The organism is Actinomadura napierensis, assembly GCF_039529375.1.
Lineage (GTDB): Bacteria > Actinomycetota > Actinomycetes > Streptosporangiales > Streptosporangiaceae > Spirillospora > Spirillospora napierensis.
Genome location: NZ_BAAAMR010000158.1, coordinates 1 through 16,799, shown reverse-complemented (window position 1 = coordinate 16,799; position 16,799 = coordinate 1). Strand labels below are relative to the sequence as shown.

Annotated in this window: 14 protein-coding genes and 1 pseudogene; 4 read left to right on the top strand and 11 right to left on the bottom strand. The window is 73.3% G+C overall.

Going from position 1 to position 16,799, the window contains the following annotated elements; translation table 11 throughout:
• The first annotated feature begins 336 nt into the window (after positions 1 to 336).
• The 3 genes from ABD296_RS45385 to ABD296_RS45375 all read left to right on the top strand — a co-directional run bounded on the left by ABD296_RS45385 (position 337) and on the right by ABD296_RS45375 (position 3,746).
• Entirely contained in the window at positions 337 to 1,971 is a 1,635-nt protein-coding gene (locus tag ABD296_RS45385; RefSeq protein WP_344283289.1) for an ABC-F family ATP-binding cassette domain-containing protein, read from the top strand.
• A 101-nt stretch (positions 1,972 to 2,072) separates the two neighbouring features.
• Positions 2,073 to 2,459 (top strand): DUF2267 domain-containing protein, encoded by a 387-nt coding sequence (locus ABD296_RS45380; protein WP_344283286.1) that lies wholly within the window; start codon positions 2,073 to 2,075, stop codon positions 2,457 to 2,459.
• A 111-nt stretch (positions 2,460 to 2,570) separates the two neighbouring features.
• Positions 2,571 to 3,746, top strand: a complete 1,176-nt coding sequence (locus tag ABD296_RS45375) for a hypothetical protein (RefSeq protein WP_344283283.1) — start codon at positions 2,571 to 2,573, stop codon at positions 3,744 to 3,746.
• 3 nt (positions 3,747 to 3,749) lie between these two features.
• Here ABD296_RS45375 and ABD296_RS45370 read toward each other — a convergent pair whose 3' ends face one another.
• From ABD296_RS45370 to ABD296_RS45330, 9 genes are all read right to left on the bottom strand, one after another.
• Positions 3,750 to 5,753 (bottom strand): ATP-binding SpoIIE family protein phosphatase, encoded by a 2,004-nt coding sequence (locus ABD296_RS45370; protein WP_344283280.1) that lies wholly within the window; start codon positions 5,751 to 5,753, stop codon positions 3,750 to 3,752.
• Positions 5,754 to 5,940: 187 nt separating this feature from the next.
• Positions 5,941 to 6,714, bottom strand: a complete 774-nt coding sequence (locus ABD296_RS45365; RefSeq protein ID WP_344283277.1) for an SDR family oxidoreductase — start codon at positions 6,712 to 6,714, stop codon at positions 5,941 to 5,943.
• 18 nt (positions 6,715 to 6,732) lie between these two features.
• On the bottom strand, positions 6,733 to 7,704 hold the full coding sequence (locus ABD296_RS45360) for an RNA polymerase sigma-70 factor (RefSeq protein WP_344283274.1): 972 nt from the start codon (positions 7,702 to 7,704) through the stop codon (positions 6,733 to 6,735).
• On the bottom strand, positions 7,705 to 8,565 hold the full coding sequence (locus tag ABD296_RS45355) for a spermidine synthase (RefSeq protein ID WP_344283271.1): 861 nt from the start codon (positions 8,563 to 8,565) through the stop codon (positions 7,705 to 7,707). It abuts the gene before it with no gap.
• A gap of 42 nt (positions 8,566 to 8,607) precedes the next feature.
• Positions 8,608 to 9,639, bottom strand: coding sequence for an ABC transporter ATP-binding protein (locus ABD296_RS45350; protein ID WP_344283269.1), 1,032 nt, complete (start codon positions 9,637 to 9,639; stop codon positions 8,608 to 8,610).
• A complete protein-coding gene (locus tag ABD296_RS45345; RefSeq protein WP_344283266.1) occupies positions 9,623 to 10,657 on the bottom strand; it encodes an ABC transporter ATP-binding protein in 1,035 nt (344 codons plus the stop codon). The genes ABD296_RS45350 and ABD296_RS45345 overlap by 17 nt, the downstream gene beginning before the upstream one ends.
• Before the next feature lie 22 nt (positions 10,658 to 10,679).
• Positions 10,680 to 11,660, bottom strand: a complete 981-nt coding sequence (locus ABD296_RS45340; RefSeq protein ID WP_344283263.1) for an ABC transporter permease — start codon at positions 11,658 to 11,660, stop codon at positions 10,680 to 10,682.
• A gap of 31 nt (positions 11,661 to 11,691) precedes the next feature.
• A complete protein-coding gene (locus ABD296_RS45335; protein ID WP_344283260.1) occupies positions 11,692 to 12,618 on the bottom strand; it encodes an ABC transporter permease in 927 nt (308 codons plus the stop codon).
• Positions 12,619 to 12,624: 6 nt separating this feature from the next.
• A complete protein-coding gene (locus tag ABD296_RS45330) occupies positions 12,625 to 14,247 on the bottom strand; it encodes a peptide ABC transporter substrate-binding protein (protein WP_344283257.1) in 1,623 nt (540 codons plus the stop codon).
• Between the two features lie 238 nt (positions 14,248 to 14,485).
• On the opposite strand from ABD296_RS45330, the gene ABD296_RS45325 reads away from it, so the two are divergent.
• Positions 14,486 to 15,817 (top strand): M20/M25/M40 family metallo-hydrolase, encoded by a 1,332-nt coding sequence (locus ABD296_RS45325; RefSeq protein ID WP_344283254.1) that lies wholly within the window; start codon positions 14,486 to 14,488, stop codon positions 15,815 to 15,817.
• 19 nt (positions 15,818 to 15,836) lie between these two features.
• On the opposite strand, the gene ABD296_RS45320 is transcribed toward ABD296_RS45325, so the two are convergent.
• Entirely contained in the window at positions 15,837 to 16,613 is a 777-nt protein-coding gene (locus tag ABD296_RS45320) for an ABC transporter permease (RefSeq protein ID WP_344283252.1), read from the bottom strand.
• A pseudogene (locus ABD296_RS45315) lies at positions 16,610 to 16,799 on the bottom strand (hypothetical protein); the annotation flags it as partial. The gene ABD296_RS45320 and the pseudogene ABD296_RS45315, both read right to left, overlap by 4 nt.

The window sequence follows — 16,799 nt, the reverse complement described above, 5'->3', positions numbered from 1 at the left end:
GCGAGCGCGGCGGCCGGTGTGCGGCTGCGGGCCGCGGCCGCCCGCAGGACGGGCTCCGACCTGCCCGGCGCCCTCGCGGAGGACGCCGCCGCGGTGCTGCTCGGGCAGCTGGGCGCCGCCCGCGCGGGGCGCTGATAAAGTGTGACGGACGAGTGATCTCGCAGAGGGAGACCAGAAGTGGCAGGTGAAGACGACATCTCCGGGTGATCCCGGACATGGTCGGCCACCGGTGCGCGCGGACGAGCGCCGCCGCCGTGGCCGCGCCGTCGTCTGACCCTTCCCTGCCCCTGCCGGGCGGCTCCAGCGCGCCCGCTCCTTCCCCATGAGGTCGTCCACGTGTCCGACGCTTGCATCATCTGCTCCGGCCTGTCCTTCTCCTGGCCCGGCGACGTCCCGGTCTTCCAGGACCTGTCCTTCACCCTCGGCGGCGGCCGCACCGGCCTGGTCGCGCCCAACGGCGCGGGCAAGAGCACGCTGCTCGGACTGATCGCCGGTGAGCACCGGCCGTCCGCCGGCACCGTCTCGGTCGAGGGCGTGCTCGGCCACCTGCCGCAGACGCTCCCGCTCGCCGGCGACCTGACCGTGGCGGACGTCCTCGGCGTCGCCCCGGTGATCCGGGCGCTGGACGCCATCGAGTCCGGCGACGCCGCCGAGGAGCACTTCGCCGTCATCGGCGACGACTGGGACGTCGAGGAGCGCACCCGCGCCCAGCTCGACCGGCTCGGCCTCGGCGACGTCGGCCTGGACCGCCGCCTGGACACCCTCAGCGGCGGCCAGGTCGTCTCGCTCGGCCTCGCCGCGCAGTTGCTGAAGCGGCCGGACGTGCTCCTGCTGGACGAGCCGACCAACAACCTCGACATCGACGCGCGGCATCGGCTGTACGGCGTCCTGGAGGACTGGAACGGCTGCCTGCTGGTCGTGAGCCACGACCGCGCCCTCCTCGACCGGATGGACCGCATCGCCGAACTCGACCGCGGTGAGATGCGCCTGTACGGCGGGAACTTCACCGCCTACGAGGAGGCCCTGCGGGTCGAGCAGGAGGCCGCGGAGAAGGACGTCCGCAGCGCCGAGCAGGAGGTGAAACGGGAGAAGCGGGAGATGCAGCAGGCCCGGGAGCGGGCGGCGCGCCGGCAGAGCAACGCCGCCCGCAACGTCAAGGACGCGGGGCTGCCCAAGATCCTCGCCGGTGCGCGCAAGCGGCGCGCCCAGGAGTCGGCCGGGCGGGCCGACGGGACGCACGCGGCGCGCCTCGGCGACGCCCGCACCCGGCTCCAGGAGGCCGAACGCGCGCTGCGCGACGAGCAGACGCTCAGTCTGGAGCTGCCCGGCACCGCCGTGCCCGCCGGGCGGACGGTCTTCCTCGGCGAGCGGATGCGGATCCGCCACGGCGACCGGAACGTGTTCGCCGGGCCCGGCGTGAGCCTGGAGATCCGCGGTCCCGAGCGCATCGCGCTGACCGGCGCGAACGGCGCCGGCAAGTCGACCCTGCTCCGCCTGATCAACGGCGACCTCGTCCCGGAGGGCGACGGGCGCACGCGCCGGGCCGACGGCCGCGTCGCCTACCTGTCGCAGCGGCTCGACCTGCTGGACGCCGGCCGCACCGTGGCGCAGAACCTCGCCGCGTTCGCGCCGGACATGCCGGAAGCCGAGCGGATGAACCTGCTCGCCCGGTTCCTGTTCCGCGGCGACCGCGCCCATCTGCCGGTGGGCGTGCTGTCCGGCGGCGAGCGGCTGCGTGCGACCCTCGCGTGCGTGCTGTACGCCGAACCTGCGCCCCAGCTGCTGCTCCTGGACGAGCCGACGAACAACCTCGACCTGACCGGCGTCGCCTGGCTCGTCGCCGCGCTCAACGCCTACCGGGGCGCGTTCGTGGTGGTCAGCCATGACGAGCGGTTCCTCGCCGACGTCGGGGTGAAACGCCGGCTGCGGCTGGCGGACGGCCGGCTGGCGGAGGACGCCGCACCGGCCTGAGATCACCGCCGTGACCACGGATTTGCGATGAATGTCTGATTCGGGGGCGGGTACTCCGACGGGCGTGGCCGTGACCGTCTGAGCCGACCTTCGGGGGGATCATGAAGGAGCACGAACTGGTGTCGGCCGTCCGCGAGACCGGGCGCATCGACACTCCCGACCACGCCGAACGCGCCATCGACGCCACGCTGGCGGTCCTCGGGGAGCGGCTGGCCGGCGGCCAGAGCCGCGACCTCGCCGCCCAGCTGCCGCCCGAGCTCGCCGCGTCGCTGCCCGGCCAGGGCGGCGGGCAGCGGTTCGGGATGGAGGAGTTCTACCAGCGCGTGGCCGACGCCGAGGGCACGCGGCCGGCGCAGGCGCGCCAGCACGCCCGCGCGGTGGTGGCCGGCGTGAAGGCGTCCGTCGAACCGGGTCTGTTCGAGCATGTGATCGCGCAGCTCCCGGCCGACTACGACGACCTGCTCGGCACCCAGCCCGTCCAGCACTGACCGCGCCCGCCCGGGCAGCAGCGCCGCCGCGGCGGTCCCGCCCGGGCGGGGCCGCGCGCGCCCGGTCCTCTACGATGCGGCGCAGGGGACCGAAGGGACGGGGGCGGCTCGATGCGCGGGCGGGACGGGACACTGCGCAGGCGAGGCAGGACGCTGCCCGCGGCCGTCGCGGCGGCGGTGGCGCTGACCCTCGCCGCCGACGCGTGGGTGATCATGACGGGCCGCGCCGACGGCGGCGGCCCCGGGCGTCCGCGCGGCGACCTGGTGTCGGTCGCCCGGGCGGGTGCGCCGCCCGTCCCGGCGGTCGCCCCGCTGACCCGCCGTTACACGCCGCACCTGCTGATCGCCGGGTCGACGCCGCTGCCGACGTCGGCGGTCGAGCGCGCCCGGCGGCTGAAGGGCGTCACCGGGGTCACGGTCGTCGACGCCGCCCGCGCACAGGTCGGCGGGCACCGCGTCGGGCTGCTCGGTGTGGACCCGTCGTCGTTCCGGGCGTTCGCGCCGGAGGCGACCGCCGAATCCGACCAGCTGTGGCGGACGGTGGCGTCCGGCGGTCTCGCGCTGTCGTTCACGCTGGGGCAGGACGGCGCGTTCCCGCTCGGCACGGTCGTCCAGGCGGGCAGCAGCGCGCATCCCGGCCAGGTACGGGTCGGCGCTTACGCCTCGATGGGCATCGGCAGCGTCGACGCGGTCGTCTCGCACGCGCAGGCCCGCGCCCTCGGCCTGCCCGAGGGGAACGCGCTGCTGCTCAGCGCCCCCAAGACCGACGTCCGCACGCTGGGCAAGCGGCTGAAGCGGATCCTGCCGCGCGGGACGAAGATCGCGACGCTGAACGCCGTGTCCTCCCCCGCCAGGGCCGCCAAGCCCAAGAGCGCGCCCCGGTTCACCGGGCGCCCGGACGGGACGCTGCCCGCCCGCACTCCCATCACCGGCAACCTGATGACGCCGACGATGCGCGCGGCGCTACTGGAGATCAACGGGATGTTCGGGCCGTTCCCCACCATCGGCTGCTACCGCTCCACCGGCGACCCGCAGGACCACGGCGACGGGCGGGCCTGCGACTTCATGGAGAACGCCGCAGGCCGCATGCCGAGCGCCGCCGCGCAGCGGCACGGCGACGAGGTCGCGGCGTACGCGGTCGCGAACGCGCGGCGCCTCGGCATCTCCTACGTGATCTGGAAGCAGCACATCTGGAACGTGCGGGGCGGCGGATGGCGCCCGATGGCCGACCGCGGCAGCATCACCCAGAACCACTACGACCACGTGCACATCTCGGTCCTGCGGTAGCGGTCAGGGCAGTTCCTGCTCGCACCACACGGACTTGCCCTCGGTGGTGCGGCGCACCCCCCAGCGCTGGGCGAGCCGCCCGACGACGTGCAGTCCCCGGCCCGACTCCGGCATGTCGTCCTCGTCGTCCTGATGGCGGACGCGGGGCCGGCCGTCGGAGGAGTCGAACACCTCGCACACCAGCCCGCCCTCGCGGACCAGCCGCAGCCCGACGCGCCCGCCGGCGTGGCCGATCGCGTTGGTGACCAGCTCGGAGGCCAGCAGGACGGTGGAGTCGGTGAGCTCCTCCAGCCCCCAGCGGGCGAGCCGGTCGCGGACCAGGCCCCGCGCCCGCCGCACGGCGGCCGGCTCGGCGGGCAGCTCCCAGGTGGCGTGGTGGTCCTCGGGGATCCGGCACAGCCGCGCCACCAGCATCGCGATGTCGTCGCGGTGCTGGTCGTCGTAGACGCCGTCGAGCGCGTCCTGGCACAGCTCCCCGAGCGGCCGGGCCGCCGCGCCGGGGCCGAAGGTGCGCTGCAGCCGGGCCAGGCCGTCGTCGATGTCGCGGGCCCGGTTCTCCACCAGCCCGTCGGTGTACAGGAACAGCAGCGTGCCGTCCTCGACGATGAACTCGCGGCTGACGATCGGGCCGTCGCCGCCGACGCCGAGCGGCGGCGCGGGCGGCACCGCCAGGTAGTGCGACTCCACGCCTGGCGGGGCCAGCAGCGGCGGCAGGTGCCCGGCGCTGGCGACCTCGCACCGGCCGCTGACCGCGTCGTACACGACGTAGGCGCAGGTGGCGAAGTGCGGTTCGCGGTCGCCGAGGGTCCGCATCAGCGAGTCGAGCCGCTCCAGCGCCTCGGCGGGCGGCAGCTCCAGCTCGGCCAGGGTGTGGATCGCGGTGCGCAGCCGCCCCATCGTCACCGCCGCCTTCACCCCGTGCCCGGCGACGTCGCCGACGACGAGCGCGACCCGCGCGCCCGGCAGCGCGATCGACTCGTACCAGTCGCCGCCGACCTCGATGAGCCGGCTGCCCGGCAGGTAGCGGTGGTGCACCTCGATCGGGGACGGCGCCGACAGCCCGGTCGGCAGCAGGCTGCGCTGCAGGGTCAGCGCGGTCGCCCGCTCCAGCGAGTACTGCCGGGCGCTCTCCACGAACACCGACGCGCGGCCGGCGAACTCCATGCCGATCTCGATGTCGTAGCGGTCGAACGGGCGGTGCGCGGCGTTGCGGACGCAGACGAAGAAGCCGAGCACGCCCGCCGCCGAGATGATCGGCAGCAGCAGCATCGAGGAGCCCTTGAGCAGGTCGGCGACCGGCGGGCGGTGCCAGACCTCGGCGAGCCGCGCCGCGCCCTCCCCGCCGAGCGCGGTGAGCTCCGGTCCGCCGGTCTCCAGGCACCGCGCGTACGGGGTGCCCGCCGGGTAGACGACGGACTCGCCGGTCGGGAAGGCCGCGTCCCAGGCGGGGTCGCCGTCGTCGAACCCGATCGCCATCCGGCGCAGCGGCGGCCCCTCCGGGCCCGCGGGCGCCTCGTCGGCGTCCAGGTGGCTCTCCAGCAGCATCAGCGCGCCGGAATTGCAGAAGTGCGGCACGAGGACGTCCATCAGCCCGCGCGCCAGAAGTTCCAGGTCGAGGGTCGAGCCGATGCGGGGTAACCCGTCGTCCAGCAGTGCCCGGCGGATGACGGCGGGGTCGACGAACCGGTCGGCGAGCGGCACCGGGACCCGGATCACCGCCAGCGCGGCGAGGCCGCCGGGCTCGCCGCCGTTCATCGGGTGCACGGTGACGACTGCGTCGAGCGTGCCGCCGGTGGAGGTCTCGACGGCGAGCATCGCGGTGCGCTCCCGCCCGTGCTTCACCGCCTCCAGCAGCGGTTCGAGCGCGCCGGGGATCACCTCGTCGAGGCAGGCGCCCAGGAGTCCGCCCGGATCCGCGGACAGAACGGCGGCGGCGTTCCGCTCGGACTGGAGTATTCTCCCCGAGGAATCCGTGCCGAGAATGAGAATTCGGGTGGACGACTCCATCGCTCGATTATGGGACATGACGGCCCCCGATGAGGCCGATACGGCACGGGAGATCGGTCCGCAATGGCGTTCTCGCGGGCGGACCCCGATATCGGCGAATGGACTCCGCGGGCCGGGCGCGGATGCGGGCGCGCGGATAGGGGCCCGTCGGGCCCGTATCCGCGCGGTCCGCTCCGCGCGCCGCCGGTCAGCCGGCCGACCGGTATTCGTCCAGGTACTCCTGCCAGGTCCGCTTGCCGGCCTTGTGGCCTGGGGCGAGGTGGTGGCCTTCCTTGAAGCCGCGCGCGGTCTTGCCGAACAGCGGGAACGGCAGCCGCACGCCGCGCCTCCCCCGCGCCTGGAGGTAGCTCCGGGCGATCTCCTCCAGCGTCAGCACCTCGGGGCCGCCCATGTCGTCGACGCGGCGGGCGGGCCCCGGCGCGAGCGCCAGCTCGGCCATCCGCTCGGCGACCTCGCCCGCGTCGATCGGCTGCACCCGCAGCCCGGTCGGCAGCGGCATGATTCCGGGGACTTTCGTGAGAGCGTCCAGCACCATCGCGGGGAGCGTGTGGAACTGGGTGGTCCGCAGGATCGTGTAGGGCAGCCCGGAATCCTCGATGAGCCGCTCCACCTGGTGCTTGACGCGGTAATAGGGGTACGGGATCTTGTCGACGCCGACGATCGAGATGTAGACCAGGTGCGGCGCCCCCTGCTTCCAGGCGGCGTCGACGAGGTTCCGGGCGGCGGTCAGGTCGTCCTTGTAGTGCCGCCAGTCGCTGGCGCAGTGCACGATCGTCTCGGCGCCGGCGAGGGCCGCGTCGAGCCCGTCGCCGGTCTTGAGATCCGCCCGATGCCAGGTCACGCCGTCCTCGCCGGTCCTGGAACGCCGGCTCAGCGCGCGCACCCGGGCGCCTTCGGCGGCGGCGAGGCCGCGGGTCAGGGGTGCGCCGAGCGTCCCGCTCGCCCCGGTCACGATGATCATTGACTCCTCCTTCGTCCACTAAGAGGGACCGGGCAGTCTCCCAGAGCGTGACAGCGCGCGGGCGGCGAATGCGAGCTTGTCCGGATTCAGCACGGCGTGCACGGCGGTGATGCGGTCCCCGGACGCCTCCAGCGCGACGACCATGGTGACCTCGCCGTCCATCCGGACGACCAGCCCCGGCGCGCCGTTGACGTCCTCGACCGACGGCTCGACCGACACCGCCGGCAGTTCCAGGGCGCGGCGGGCGAGGCCGGCGATGTACCGCGCCATCCGGACCCGCCCGGTGACCGCGTTGCGGGCCGCGGTGACCTTGCCGCCGCCGTCCGACCAGGAGACGACGTCCTCGGCCAGGACCGCTTCCAGCCCGGCCAGGTCGCCGCGGACGGCCGCGTCCAGGAACCGTTCGACCAGGTGCCGCCACCGCTCTCCCGGCGGCGCGAACCGCCGTTCGGCGGACGCGACGCGCTGCCGGGCGCGGCGGTGCAGCTGGCGGCTCGCGGTCTCGGTCACGTCCAGCACCCCGGCGATGTCCCGGTGCTTGTAGCCGAACGCCTCGCGCAGCACATAGACCGCGCGCTCGGCCGGAGTGAGCGACTCCATCAGCATGAGCAGCGCCAGGGACACCGAGTCGCGCTGCTCGGCGGTCTCCAGCGGCCCGAGCACCCGCGCGCCGAGCCCGCCGGCGCCGCCGGGCACCGGCTCGGGCAGCCACGGGCCCGTGTAGGTCTCGCGGCGGGCCCGCGCCGAGGCGAGCCGGTTCAGGCACAGGTTGGTGACGACCTTGATCAGCCAGGCGCGGGGCTCCTCGACGGCCGTCCGGTCCGTGCCGTTCCAGCGCAGGTAGGCGTCCTGCACCGCGTCCTCGGCCTCCTGCACCTCGCCGAGCATCCGGTACGCCAGGCCCGTCAGCCGGGGCCGCAGCTCCTCGAACGCCGCGAGCCCGTCCGCGTCCATGGCCTCGGGTTCCGCGGACCCGATCCCCGTCTCCATTCAGGACCTCCCGAAGACCTGCGGCGGCGGCGTCGGCGTGACGATCTCCTCGCCGTCGTGCAGCGGCGCCGCGCCGGCGCAGAACGCGGCGAGGTCGTCGCCCGCCACCATCCGCGCCCGGGCGATCCCGCCGGCCGCGCGCCGGGTCAGCTCGGCGACCGGCAGCGGCTCGCGCGACCCGGCGAGGATGAGGTTGCCGAACCGGCGCCCGCGCAGCACGCCCGGATCGCCCATCAGCAGCGCGTGCGGGAACACCGACCGGACGGTGGCGGCGACGCGGCGCGCGAACGGCAGCCGGAACCCGTCGGCGACGTTCGCCAGGTACACCCCGCGGGGCCGCAGCACCCGCGCCGCGTCCAGCACGAACTCGCGGGTCGCCAGCTCCACCGGCATCGACGCCTCGGCGAAGGCGTCCATCACGACCAGGTCGTCGGACTCGTCGGCGAGCGCGGCGACGCCGCTTCGCCCGTCGGTGATCCGGATCCGCAGGCCCGGCACGCCCTTGACGGGCAGCCGCTCGCGCACCACCCGCACCAGTTCCGCGTCCGGTTCCAGGACGATCTGCCGCGATCCCGGCCGGGTCGCGGCGATGTAGCGGGGCAGGGTGCATCCGGCGCCGCCGATGTGCACCGCGTCGAACGCCTCGTTCTCCGGGCCGAGCGCGTCGACGACGTCGCCCATCAGGCGCATGTACTCGAAGTCGAGGTAGGTGGGGTCGGACAGGTCCACGTAGGACTGCGGGACGCCGCCGACGAGCAGCATCCAGCCGCCGTCGCGGTCGGCGTCGCGCAGCAGCTCGGCCTCGCCGCCCGCGATCGTGAAGGTGTCCGGCCGCGGACCGTGCCTGCCCTTGCGCGCCATGCCCCCACCCTACGGAACCCTCCCGTGCGGGGCCGATCGGCGTCAGGCCTGCTCGGTGAGCGCCTGCTCCTCCGCGAAATGGCAGGCGCTGGGATGGGCGGAGCCCTCGCGCTCCTCCAGCGCCGGGACGTCCTGCGCACAGACGTCCTGCGCCTTCCAGCAGCGGGTGCGGAACCGGCAACCGGACGGCGGGTCCAGCGGCGACGGCGGCTCGCCCTCCAAATGGATCTGCCCCGCCCAGCCCGGCGCGTCCGGGTCGGGCACCGGGACGGCCGACAGCAGCGCCTGCGTGTACGGGTGGGTGGGGTGCTCGTAGATCTGCGTCGCCTCACCGGTCTCCACGACCCGGCCGAGGTACATGACCGCGATCCGGTCGGAGATGTGCCGGACGGCGGCGAGGTCGTGCGCGATGAACACGTACGCCAGGCCGAGCTCCCGCTGCAGGTCGGCGAGCAGGTTCATGACCTGCGCCTGGACGGAGACGTCCAGTGCGGACACCGGCTCGTCGCAGACGATGACGTCGGGGCGCAGCGCGAGGGCGCGGGCGATCCCGACGCGCTGGCGCTGGCCCCCGGAGAACTGGTGCGGGTACCGGCTGACGTGGTCGGGGTCGAGGCCGACCAGCTCCAGCAGCTCCTGGACGCGGGCGCGCCGCTCCCCCTTCGGCGCCACCTCCGGATGGATGGCGAACGGCTCCCCCACGATGTCGCCGACGGTCATCCGCGGGTTCAGCGAGGAGTACGGGTCCTGCAGCACCATCTGGATGCGGCGGCGCAGCGCCCGCAGCTCCTTGCGCGGCAGCGCGAAGACGTCCCGGCCCTCGAACCGGACGGTCCCGGCGGTCGGGCGCTCGGCCGCCAGCAGCAGCTTGGCCAGCGTCGACTTCCCGCAGCCGGACTCGCCGACGACGCCGAGGGTCTCGCCGCGGCGCAGCTCCAGGTCCACGCCGTCGACGGCCCGGACGTGCCCGACCGCGCGCCTGACCACCACGCCGCGGGTGACGGGGTAGTGCTTGACCAGGCCCTCGACCCGCAGGATCGGGTCCTCTCCCGGCCCGTCAGTCGATGGCGGCACCGTGCACCTCCTCGGCGAAATGGCAGGCGGCCTCGTGCCCGGGCGCGACGGTGACCAGCGGCGGACGTTCGGCGGCGCAGAGCGCCTCGGCGCGCGGGCAGCGCGGCTGGAACGGGCAGCCCGGCGGCAGCGCGGCGGGGTTCGGCGGCGTCCCCTTGATCGGGACGAGCGCGTCCCCGCGCCGGTCCAAGCGCGGGACGGACGCGAGCAGCCCGCGCGTGTACGGGTGGGCGGGCCGGGCGTACAGCTCCCGGGCGGGCGCCTGCTCGGCGACCGACCCGGCGTACATGACGACGATCCGGTCCGCGACGCCCGCGACGACCCCGAGGTCGTGGGTGATCAGCACCATGCCCATCCGCAGTTCGTCCTGGAGCCCGGCGAGCAGCCGCATGATCTGCGCCTGCACGGTGACGTCCAGCGCGGTGGTCGGCTCGTCGGCGATCAGCACGTCCGGCTCCAGCGCCAGCGCCATGGCGATCATGATGCGCTGGCGCATGCCGCCGGAGAACTGGTGCGGGTAGTCGCCGAGCCGCTGCGCGGCGGACGGGATCCGCACCCGCTCCATCAGCTCGACCGCCTTGTCGCGGGCCGCCCGCCGGCCGAACCCGCGGTGCACCCGGTACATCTCGCGGATCTGGTCGCCGACGGTGAACACCGGGTTCAGCGCGGTCAGCGCGTCCTGGAAGATCATCGAGATGCGGTCGCCGCGGTAGCCGCGGCGGCGCCGCTCGGACAGGCCGAGCAGCTCCTCGCCGCGCAGCCGCACCGACCCGCCGGTGATCTGCGCGGGCGGGGTGTCGAGGATGCCCATCACGGCCTGCGCCGCGACGCTCTTGCCCGACCCGGACTCGCCGAGGATCGCGACCGTCTCCCCCTCCCCGAGCGTGTAGGACAGCCCGTTCACCGCGCGGACGTCGCGTCCCCGCACGCGGAACACCACGTGCAGGTCGTCGACCTCCAGCAGCGGCGGCGGCACGGCCGGTTCCTGCGGGACGTCTTCGGTCAGCTCGGTCGTCATGCGCGCGTCACCATCTCCGGGCTCACCGCAGTTTCGGGTCGAGGGCGTCGCGGGCCGCGTCGCCGAGCATCAGGAAGCTCAGCACGGTGGCCGACAGGAACACCGCCGGAAAGATCAGCAGATGCGGGTGGTCGACGAAGGAGTCCTGCGCCAGGTTCAGCTGCAGCCCCCACGACACCTTCGGGTACTGCAGGCCGACGCCGAGGAAGTCCAGCGTCGCCTCGCCGGCGATCACGTTGCCGACGTTGAGGGTGGCGACCACGATCACCGGCGCGATCGCGTTCGGCAGGATGTGCCGGGCCATGATCCGGCGGTCGGACGCGCCGAGCAGCCGCGCGGCCTGCACGTAGTCGGCGTCCCGGACGGCGATGACCTGCGCCCGCATGATCCGGATCATCGTGGTCCAGCCGAGCAGCACCAGCACCAGCGTCATCGCGCCGACGCCGTGGCTGGGGAAGGCGACCAGGATCACGGTCGCGCCGAGCACGAACGGCAGCCCGAAGAACACGTCGGTCAGCCGCGCGATCAGCGCGTCCAGGAGCCCGCCGTAGTAGCCGGCCAGCATCCCGAACACCAGCGCGATCGCGAACGCGAACAGGGTGACCGCGACGCCGATCAGCAGCGTCGGGCGGGCGCCGTGCACCACGTGCGCGTAGTAGTCGCAGCCGGCCAGGTCGGTGCCGAACCAGTGCGCGCCGGACGGGCCGAGCTTGGCGTCGTTCGGGTCGCAGCCCTCGTTCACGCCCGTGCCCGTGAACAGCCGCGGCACCGCCGCCATCAGCGCGACGAGCAGCAGGAACGCCGACGAGGCCCAGAACACCCAGCGGCGCCGCAGGTCGCGCCACGCGTCGTCCCACAGCGACGCCCGGCCGAGCTCCCCGCCGGCGACCGCGACGGCCGCCGCGGAGGTGCCCGGCGCGCCCGCGCCCGCGCCGACACCGGCCGGCTCCGGTTCCGCGCCGGGCGGGCCGGGGTCGCCCGCGCCCGGGTCGATCGTCTTCAATGCCCCTCCGGGTCGCTCGTCACTGCTCGCGTCACTCGTACCTGATCCGCGGGTCCAGCAGCCCGTACAGCAGGTCCACGACCAGGTTGACCAGCAGGAAGATCAGCACCAGCACGGTGACCGCGCCGACCACCACCGGCCCCTCCTTCAGCTGGATGGACTGGAACACCTGCTGCCCGATCCCCGGCAGGTTGAAGATGCCCTCGGTCACGATCGCGCCGCCCATCAGGTTCCCGAAGTCGACGCCGAGGTAGGTGACGACCGGGATCAGCGAGTTGCGCAGCGCGTGCCGCCCGACGACCCGCGCCCGCGACAGGCCCTTGGCGTTGGCGGTGCGGACGTAGTCGGCGCGCAGGTTCTCGGCGAGGCTCGTCCTGGTCAGCCGGGCCACGTACGACAGGCCGAGCGAGCCGAGCACCATGCCGGGCAGCAGGTAGCTCATCGGCCAGCCCTCGTCGGTCCCGGCCGTCGGGAAGATCTGCCAGTGCAGCCCGAAAAGGATCTGCGCGGTGTAGCCGAGCACGAACACCGGCACGGCGATCAGCAGCGTGGTGCCCCCGAGCACCAGCGTGTCGGCGACCTTGCCGCGGCGCAGCCCCGCCCACACCCCGAGCGCGATGCCGATGACCAGCTCGAAGATCCAGGCGGTGAGCGCGAGCTGCGCCGTCACCGTCCAGCGCCCGCCGAGCATGTCCGCGACCTTCTGGCCGTCGTAGTTCTCCCCCAGGTTCCCGTGGACGAGACCCCACATGTACTTGCCGTACTGCACCAGCAGCGGATCGTTCAGGTTGTAGCGCTCCCGCAGCGTGTCCAGGACGTTCGCAGGAATGGGCTTGTCCCCGGCGAGCGCCTGGATCGGGTCGCCCGGCAACGCGAACACCATCGCGTAGATGAGCAGGGTGGTCCCGATGAAGACGGGGATCGCCTGGAGGAGCCGCCGCAGGACGTAGCGCCACATCGCCGGTTACTTCACCGTCACTTCGTTGACGACCAGGCCGGTGGACCACGCCGTGATGGTGACGTCGTCCACATGGCTGGAGCGGCCGCCCTGGCCCGCCCACGTCCACAGCGGGATCATCGGCATCTCGCGGATGGCGACGTCCTCGGCCTGGTTGTAGAACTGCAGCGCCTGCTGGTGGTCGGCGGAGGCGTTGGCCTTGGCGATGAGGTCGTCGAACTCCTTGCTCTTCCAGCCCATCCGGTTGGCGTACGAGGCCCACATGTTCTCGAGGTAGTTCTGGGCGCTCGGGTAGTCGGCCTCCCAGTTCTGCCGGTACGGGCCCTTCTCCTCGCGCTTGTTCAGCATCGAGAAGTAGTCGGAGGCGGGGACCTGCCGGAACTGGATGTCCTGGATGCCGAGGTTCTGCTTCAGCGAGTTCGCGACGATCTGCATCCACTGGTAGTAGGTGGGCTGCGCGTTGGAGAAGTACAGCTCCATCGTCCCCTTGAACCCGCCGGCCTTGTCGTACAGCGCCTTGGCCTTCGCCGGGTCGTAGGTGCACAGCTCGCCGCACGCGTTCGCGCGGTGCCCCTCGATGATGGACGGCAGCAGCGAGTCGGCCGGGAAGTAGTCGCCGTTGTAGACGGCTTTGTTGACGCCCTGCCGGTCGATGACCATCGAGATGGCCTTGCGCAGGTCCGGGTTCGCGAACCGCTTGTCCCACAGCGGGAAGCCGAGGTAGTCCATCGTGCCCATCTTGCGGGGCAGGAACCGGTCGCCGAGCAGCCGCTTGGCCTCGGGCACCTTCGCGGCCGGGATCGTCTGCAGCACGTCGATCTTCCCGGCGCGCAGGTCGGTGTAGGCGCTGTCGGCGCTGGAGTAGCTCTTCCAGATCACGCCCTTGTTCTTCGGCTTGCGCGGCCCGGTGTAACCGGGGAACGGGACGAGTTTGATCTGCCTGTTGCGTTCCCAGTTCCCGCTCATCATGTACGGGCCGTTGCCGATGGGATGGTTCTCGAAGGTCTTGAGGTCCTGCAGCCCGGCCTTCGGCATCGGCGCGAACGCCGGGTAGGTCAGCAGCAGCGGGAACTGGTTGAACGGCGCGGTGAGCGTCACCTTGAGGGTCGAGGGGTCCACGACCTGGAGGCCGGAGAGCTTGTCGGCCTTCGGCTTGGCCTTCTCGTCCTCGGGGTTCATCGCGTCGTACCCCTGGATGTGCGAGAAGTAGTCGTTGGCGGAGTAGGCGTTGGGCCCGTAGGCGCCGTTGTTCCAGGCGTCGGCGAAGCTCTCCGCGGTGACGGGCTCGCCGTTGTGGAACTTCTGGCCGCCGCGGACCTTGATCGTCCACACCTTCTGGTCGCTCGTGGTGATGGACTCGGCCGCCAGGTTGTAGGGCTTGCCGTCCTTGGTGAGGCCCTCCAGGTTGTCGAACAGGCCGCTGAGCACGTCGAAGGAGTAGCTGCTCGTGGTGTTGGCCGGCACCAGGTGGTCGGGCTCGGAGTGGCCGGCGGTGAACACCCCGTCGCTCTTGCCTCCGCCCCCTCCGCAGGCCGACAGGCCGAGCGAGGCCGCCAGCGCCACCGCGGCGAGCGCCGCGACCTTCCCGCGCCCGCCCCTGCGCGGACCCGCGTCCCTGAGGCTGGTCATGCTCCTCCTCGTGCTGTCCCCTCGTGCGCCGGGCCCGGACCGCCCGCCGCACTTCAGGTTGGTGGCAGCGTCGTACCGGTGCGGCGCTTTCGGTATGGCGCTGACCGAGTCGAAACCGGATCGAGACTTGTTGATCAACCGTTGACACAGGTCAGCGGCAGGGGAAAAGTAAACTTTCTTGCGAAAGGGGGCCCCAGGGGTGACTCGGCAGGCGGCGGGGACGGCGGGGACACCCGGGATGGGGACGCCCCGGAACGGGAGCGATACCGGCGGCGGGGACGCGGGTGCGGAGGCGGCGGCGATCTGCGCCGACCTCATCCGCTTCGACACCACCAACCAGGGCGAGGGCGTGGCGCGGCCGGAGCGGCCCGCCGCCGAGCACGTCGCCGCCCTGCTGGACGAAGCGGGCGTCGCGGCGGAGATCGTCGAGTCGGCGCAGGGGCGCGCCAGCGTGCTCGCCCGGATCCCCGGCACCGACCCGTCGCACCCGGCGTTCCTGATCCACGGGCACCTCGACGTGGTCCCCGCCGACGCGGCGGACTGGACCGTCCCGCCGTTCTCCGGCGAGGTGCGCGACGGATGCGTGTGGGGGCGCGGCGCCGTCGACATGAAGGGCAGCCTCGCGATGACGCTCGCGACCGTCCGGGCGCGGCTGCGCGCGGGCCGGCGCACGCGGGGCGACCTGGTGCTGGCCTTCCTCGCCGACGAGGAGTGCACCGGCGAGTACGGCTCCCGGTACGTGGCACGCGAGCACCGCGAGTACTTCACGGGCTGCACCGAGGCGATCAGCGAGTCGGGCGGGTTCAGCGTGGACGCCGGCGGCGCCCGCGTCTACCCGATCGCCACCGGCGAGCGCGGCACCGCCTGGATGCGGCTGACGGCGCGCGGCACCGCCGGGCACGGCTCCAAGCCCGCGCCCGACAACGCCGTCGCGGAGATCGCGCACGCGGTGTCGCGGATCGCGTCCCACGAGTGGCCGGTGCGGCTCACGCCCGGCGTGCGGGCACTGCTGGACGGCCTGGCCGACGCCCTCGGCACCACCATCGACCACGACCGTCTCGACGAGGAGGCGGTGCGGCTCGGGCGGACCGGGCACCTGTTCGCCGGGACGATCCGCAACTCGGCGAACCCGACGCGCCTGGAGGCCGGTTACAAGGTGAACGTGGTGCCGGGCGTCGCGACCGCGCAGGTGGACGGCCGCTACCTGCCCGGCACCGGCGAGGAGTTCCTCGCCACCATCGACCGGCTGCTCGGCCCCAAGGTCATGCGGGAGTTCATCAACCACGAGGAGGCCCCCGCGGCGGACCCGGCGGGCGCGACGTTCGCCGCGCTCGCCGGGTCGCTGCGCGCCGAGGACCCGCTCGCCCGGCCCGTCCCGTACGTGATGGCGGGCGGCACCGACGCCAAGTCGTTCAACCGGATCGGGATCACGAGCTTCGGGTTCGCGCCGCTGCTGCTCGGGCCGGAGCTGGACTACTTCGGCATGTTCCACGGTGTGGACGAGCGGGTCCCGGTGGACGGCCTGGCGTTCGGCACCCGCGTCCTCGACCGCTTCCTCGACACGCGCTGATTCCTGGACACGCGCCGGGTCACTGCGACTTCTGGTAGCTGCGGAAAGAGAAGATCGCGAGCGCGACGGCGAGGACGGTCAGGACCAGCAACCATCCACTGTGCAGGGCCGCCGACCCCCAGTCCGGGTCGTCGGCCATCGCGGCGCGTCCGGCGTCCAGCGCCCAGCTCACCGGGTTGAACGCCGCCACGTGCCGGATCCAGGCCGGCATCAGGTCCTTCGCCATGAACGCCGACGACAGGAACGTCAGCGGGAGCAGCAGCATCACGTTCAGGCCGATGATGGTGTTGCGGTCGCGCAGCAGCAGGGCGAGCGTGTTCGACAGCGCCGCGAGCACGACGCCGACCAGCACCGACGCGGCGACCAGCACGCCGAGCCCGCCGACGCCGCCGGGGTAGCGCGCGCCCGCCGCCCAGCCCAGCGCGATGATCACGACGGACTGGAACGCCGTGGTGAGCGCCTGCTCGACCACCCCCGCGTTCGCGATCGCGCTGCGCCGCACCGGCGTCACCAGGAACCGGTTCAGCGTCCCGCGCTCGATCTCGTCCATCGTGGCCATCCCGGCGAACGAGTTCAGCGACACCGCGTTCATGACCACGACGCCGGGGACGAGGTAGTCGAGGTAGGACGGCGCGCCGAAGCCGGGCAGCTCGACGACCCGCTTGAACAGCCCGCCGAACAGGAAGAGCCAGATCATCGGCTGGACGAGCGTCATGACCAGGACGGCCGGGTTGCGGGCGAGCGCCGCCAGGCGGCGCTGCGTCATCCACCAGGTGCCGGTGAGGAGACCGCTCATCGCGCGCCTCCCTGCGCCGCCGGCTCGGGCGCCGCGTCCCGGCCGCCGTCGGCCTGCGCGCCGTCGGCCTGCGCGCCGTCGGCCTGCGCGAACCGGCGTCCGGCATAGCGCAGGTAGACGTCGTCCAGCGACGGCCGCGCCACCGTCGCCGCCGACGACGGCACGCCCGCCTGGTCGAGCGCGGCC

What these genes read in the sequence shown, in the direction of transcription:
- ABD296_RS45380 (WP_344283286.1), top strand. Translation starts at nt 2,073, where the DNA reads ATGAAGGAGCACGAACTGGTGTCGGCCGTCCGCGAGACCGGGCGCATC.
- ABD296_RS45375 (WP_344283283.1), top strand. Translation starts at nt 2,571, where the DNA reads ATGCGCGGGCGGGACGGGACACTGCGCAGGCGAGGCAGGACGCTGCCC.
- ABD296_RS45370 (WP_344283280.1), bottom strand. Translation starts at nt 5,753, where the DNA reads ATGGAGTCGTCCACCCGAATTCTCATTCTCGGCACGGATTCCTCGGGG.
- ABD296_RS45365 (WP_344283277.1), bottom strand. Translation starts at nt 6,714, where the DNA reads ATGATCATCGTGACCGGGGCGAGCGGGACGCTCGGCGCACCCCTGACC.
- ABD296_RS45360 (WP_344283274.1), bottom strand. Translation starts at nt 7,704, where the DNA reads ATGGAGACGGGGATCGGGTCCGCGGAACCCGAGGCCATGGACGCGGAC.
- ABD296_RS45355 (WP_344283271.1), bottom strand. Translation starts at nt 8,565, where the DNA reads ATGGCGCGCAAGGGCAGGCACGGTCCGCGGCCGGACACCTTCACGATC.
- ABD296_RS45345 (WP_344283266.1), bottom strand. Translation starts at nt 10,657, where the DNA reads ATGACGACCGAGCTGACCGAAGACGTCCCGCAGGAACCGGCCGTGCCG.
- ABD296_RS45335 (WP_344283260.1), bottom strand. Translation starts at nt 12,618, where the DNA reads ATGTGGCGCTACGTCCTGCGGCGGCTCCTCCAGGCGATCCCCGTCTTC.
- ABD296_RS45330 (WP_344283257.1), bottom strand. Translation starts at nt 14,247, where the DNA reads ATGACCAGCCTCAGGGACGCGGGTCCGCGCAGGGGCGGGCGCGGGAAG.
- ABD296_RS45325 (WP_344283254.1), top strand. Translation starts at nt 14,486, where the DNA reads ATGGGGACGCCCCGGAACGGGAGCGATACCGGCGGCGGGGACGCGGGT.
- ABD296_RS45320 (WP_344283252.1), bottom strand. Translation starts at nt 16,613, where the DNA reads ATGAGCGGTCTCCTCACCGGCACCTGGTGGATGACGCAGCGCCGCCTG.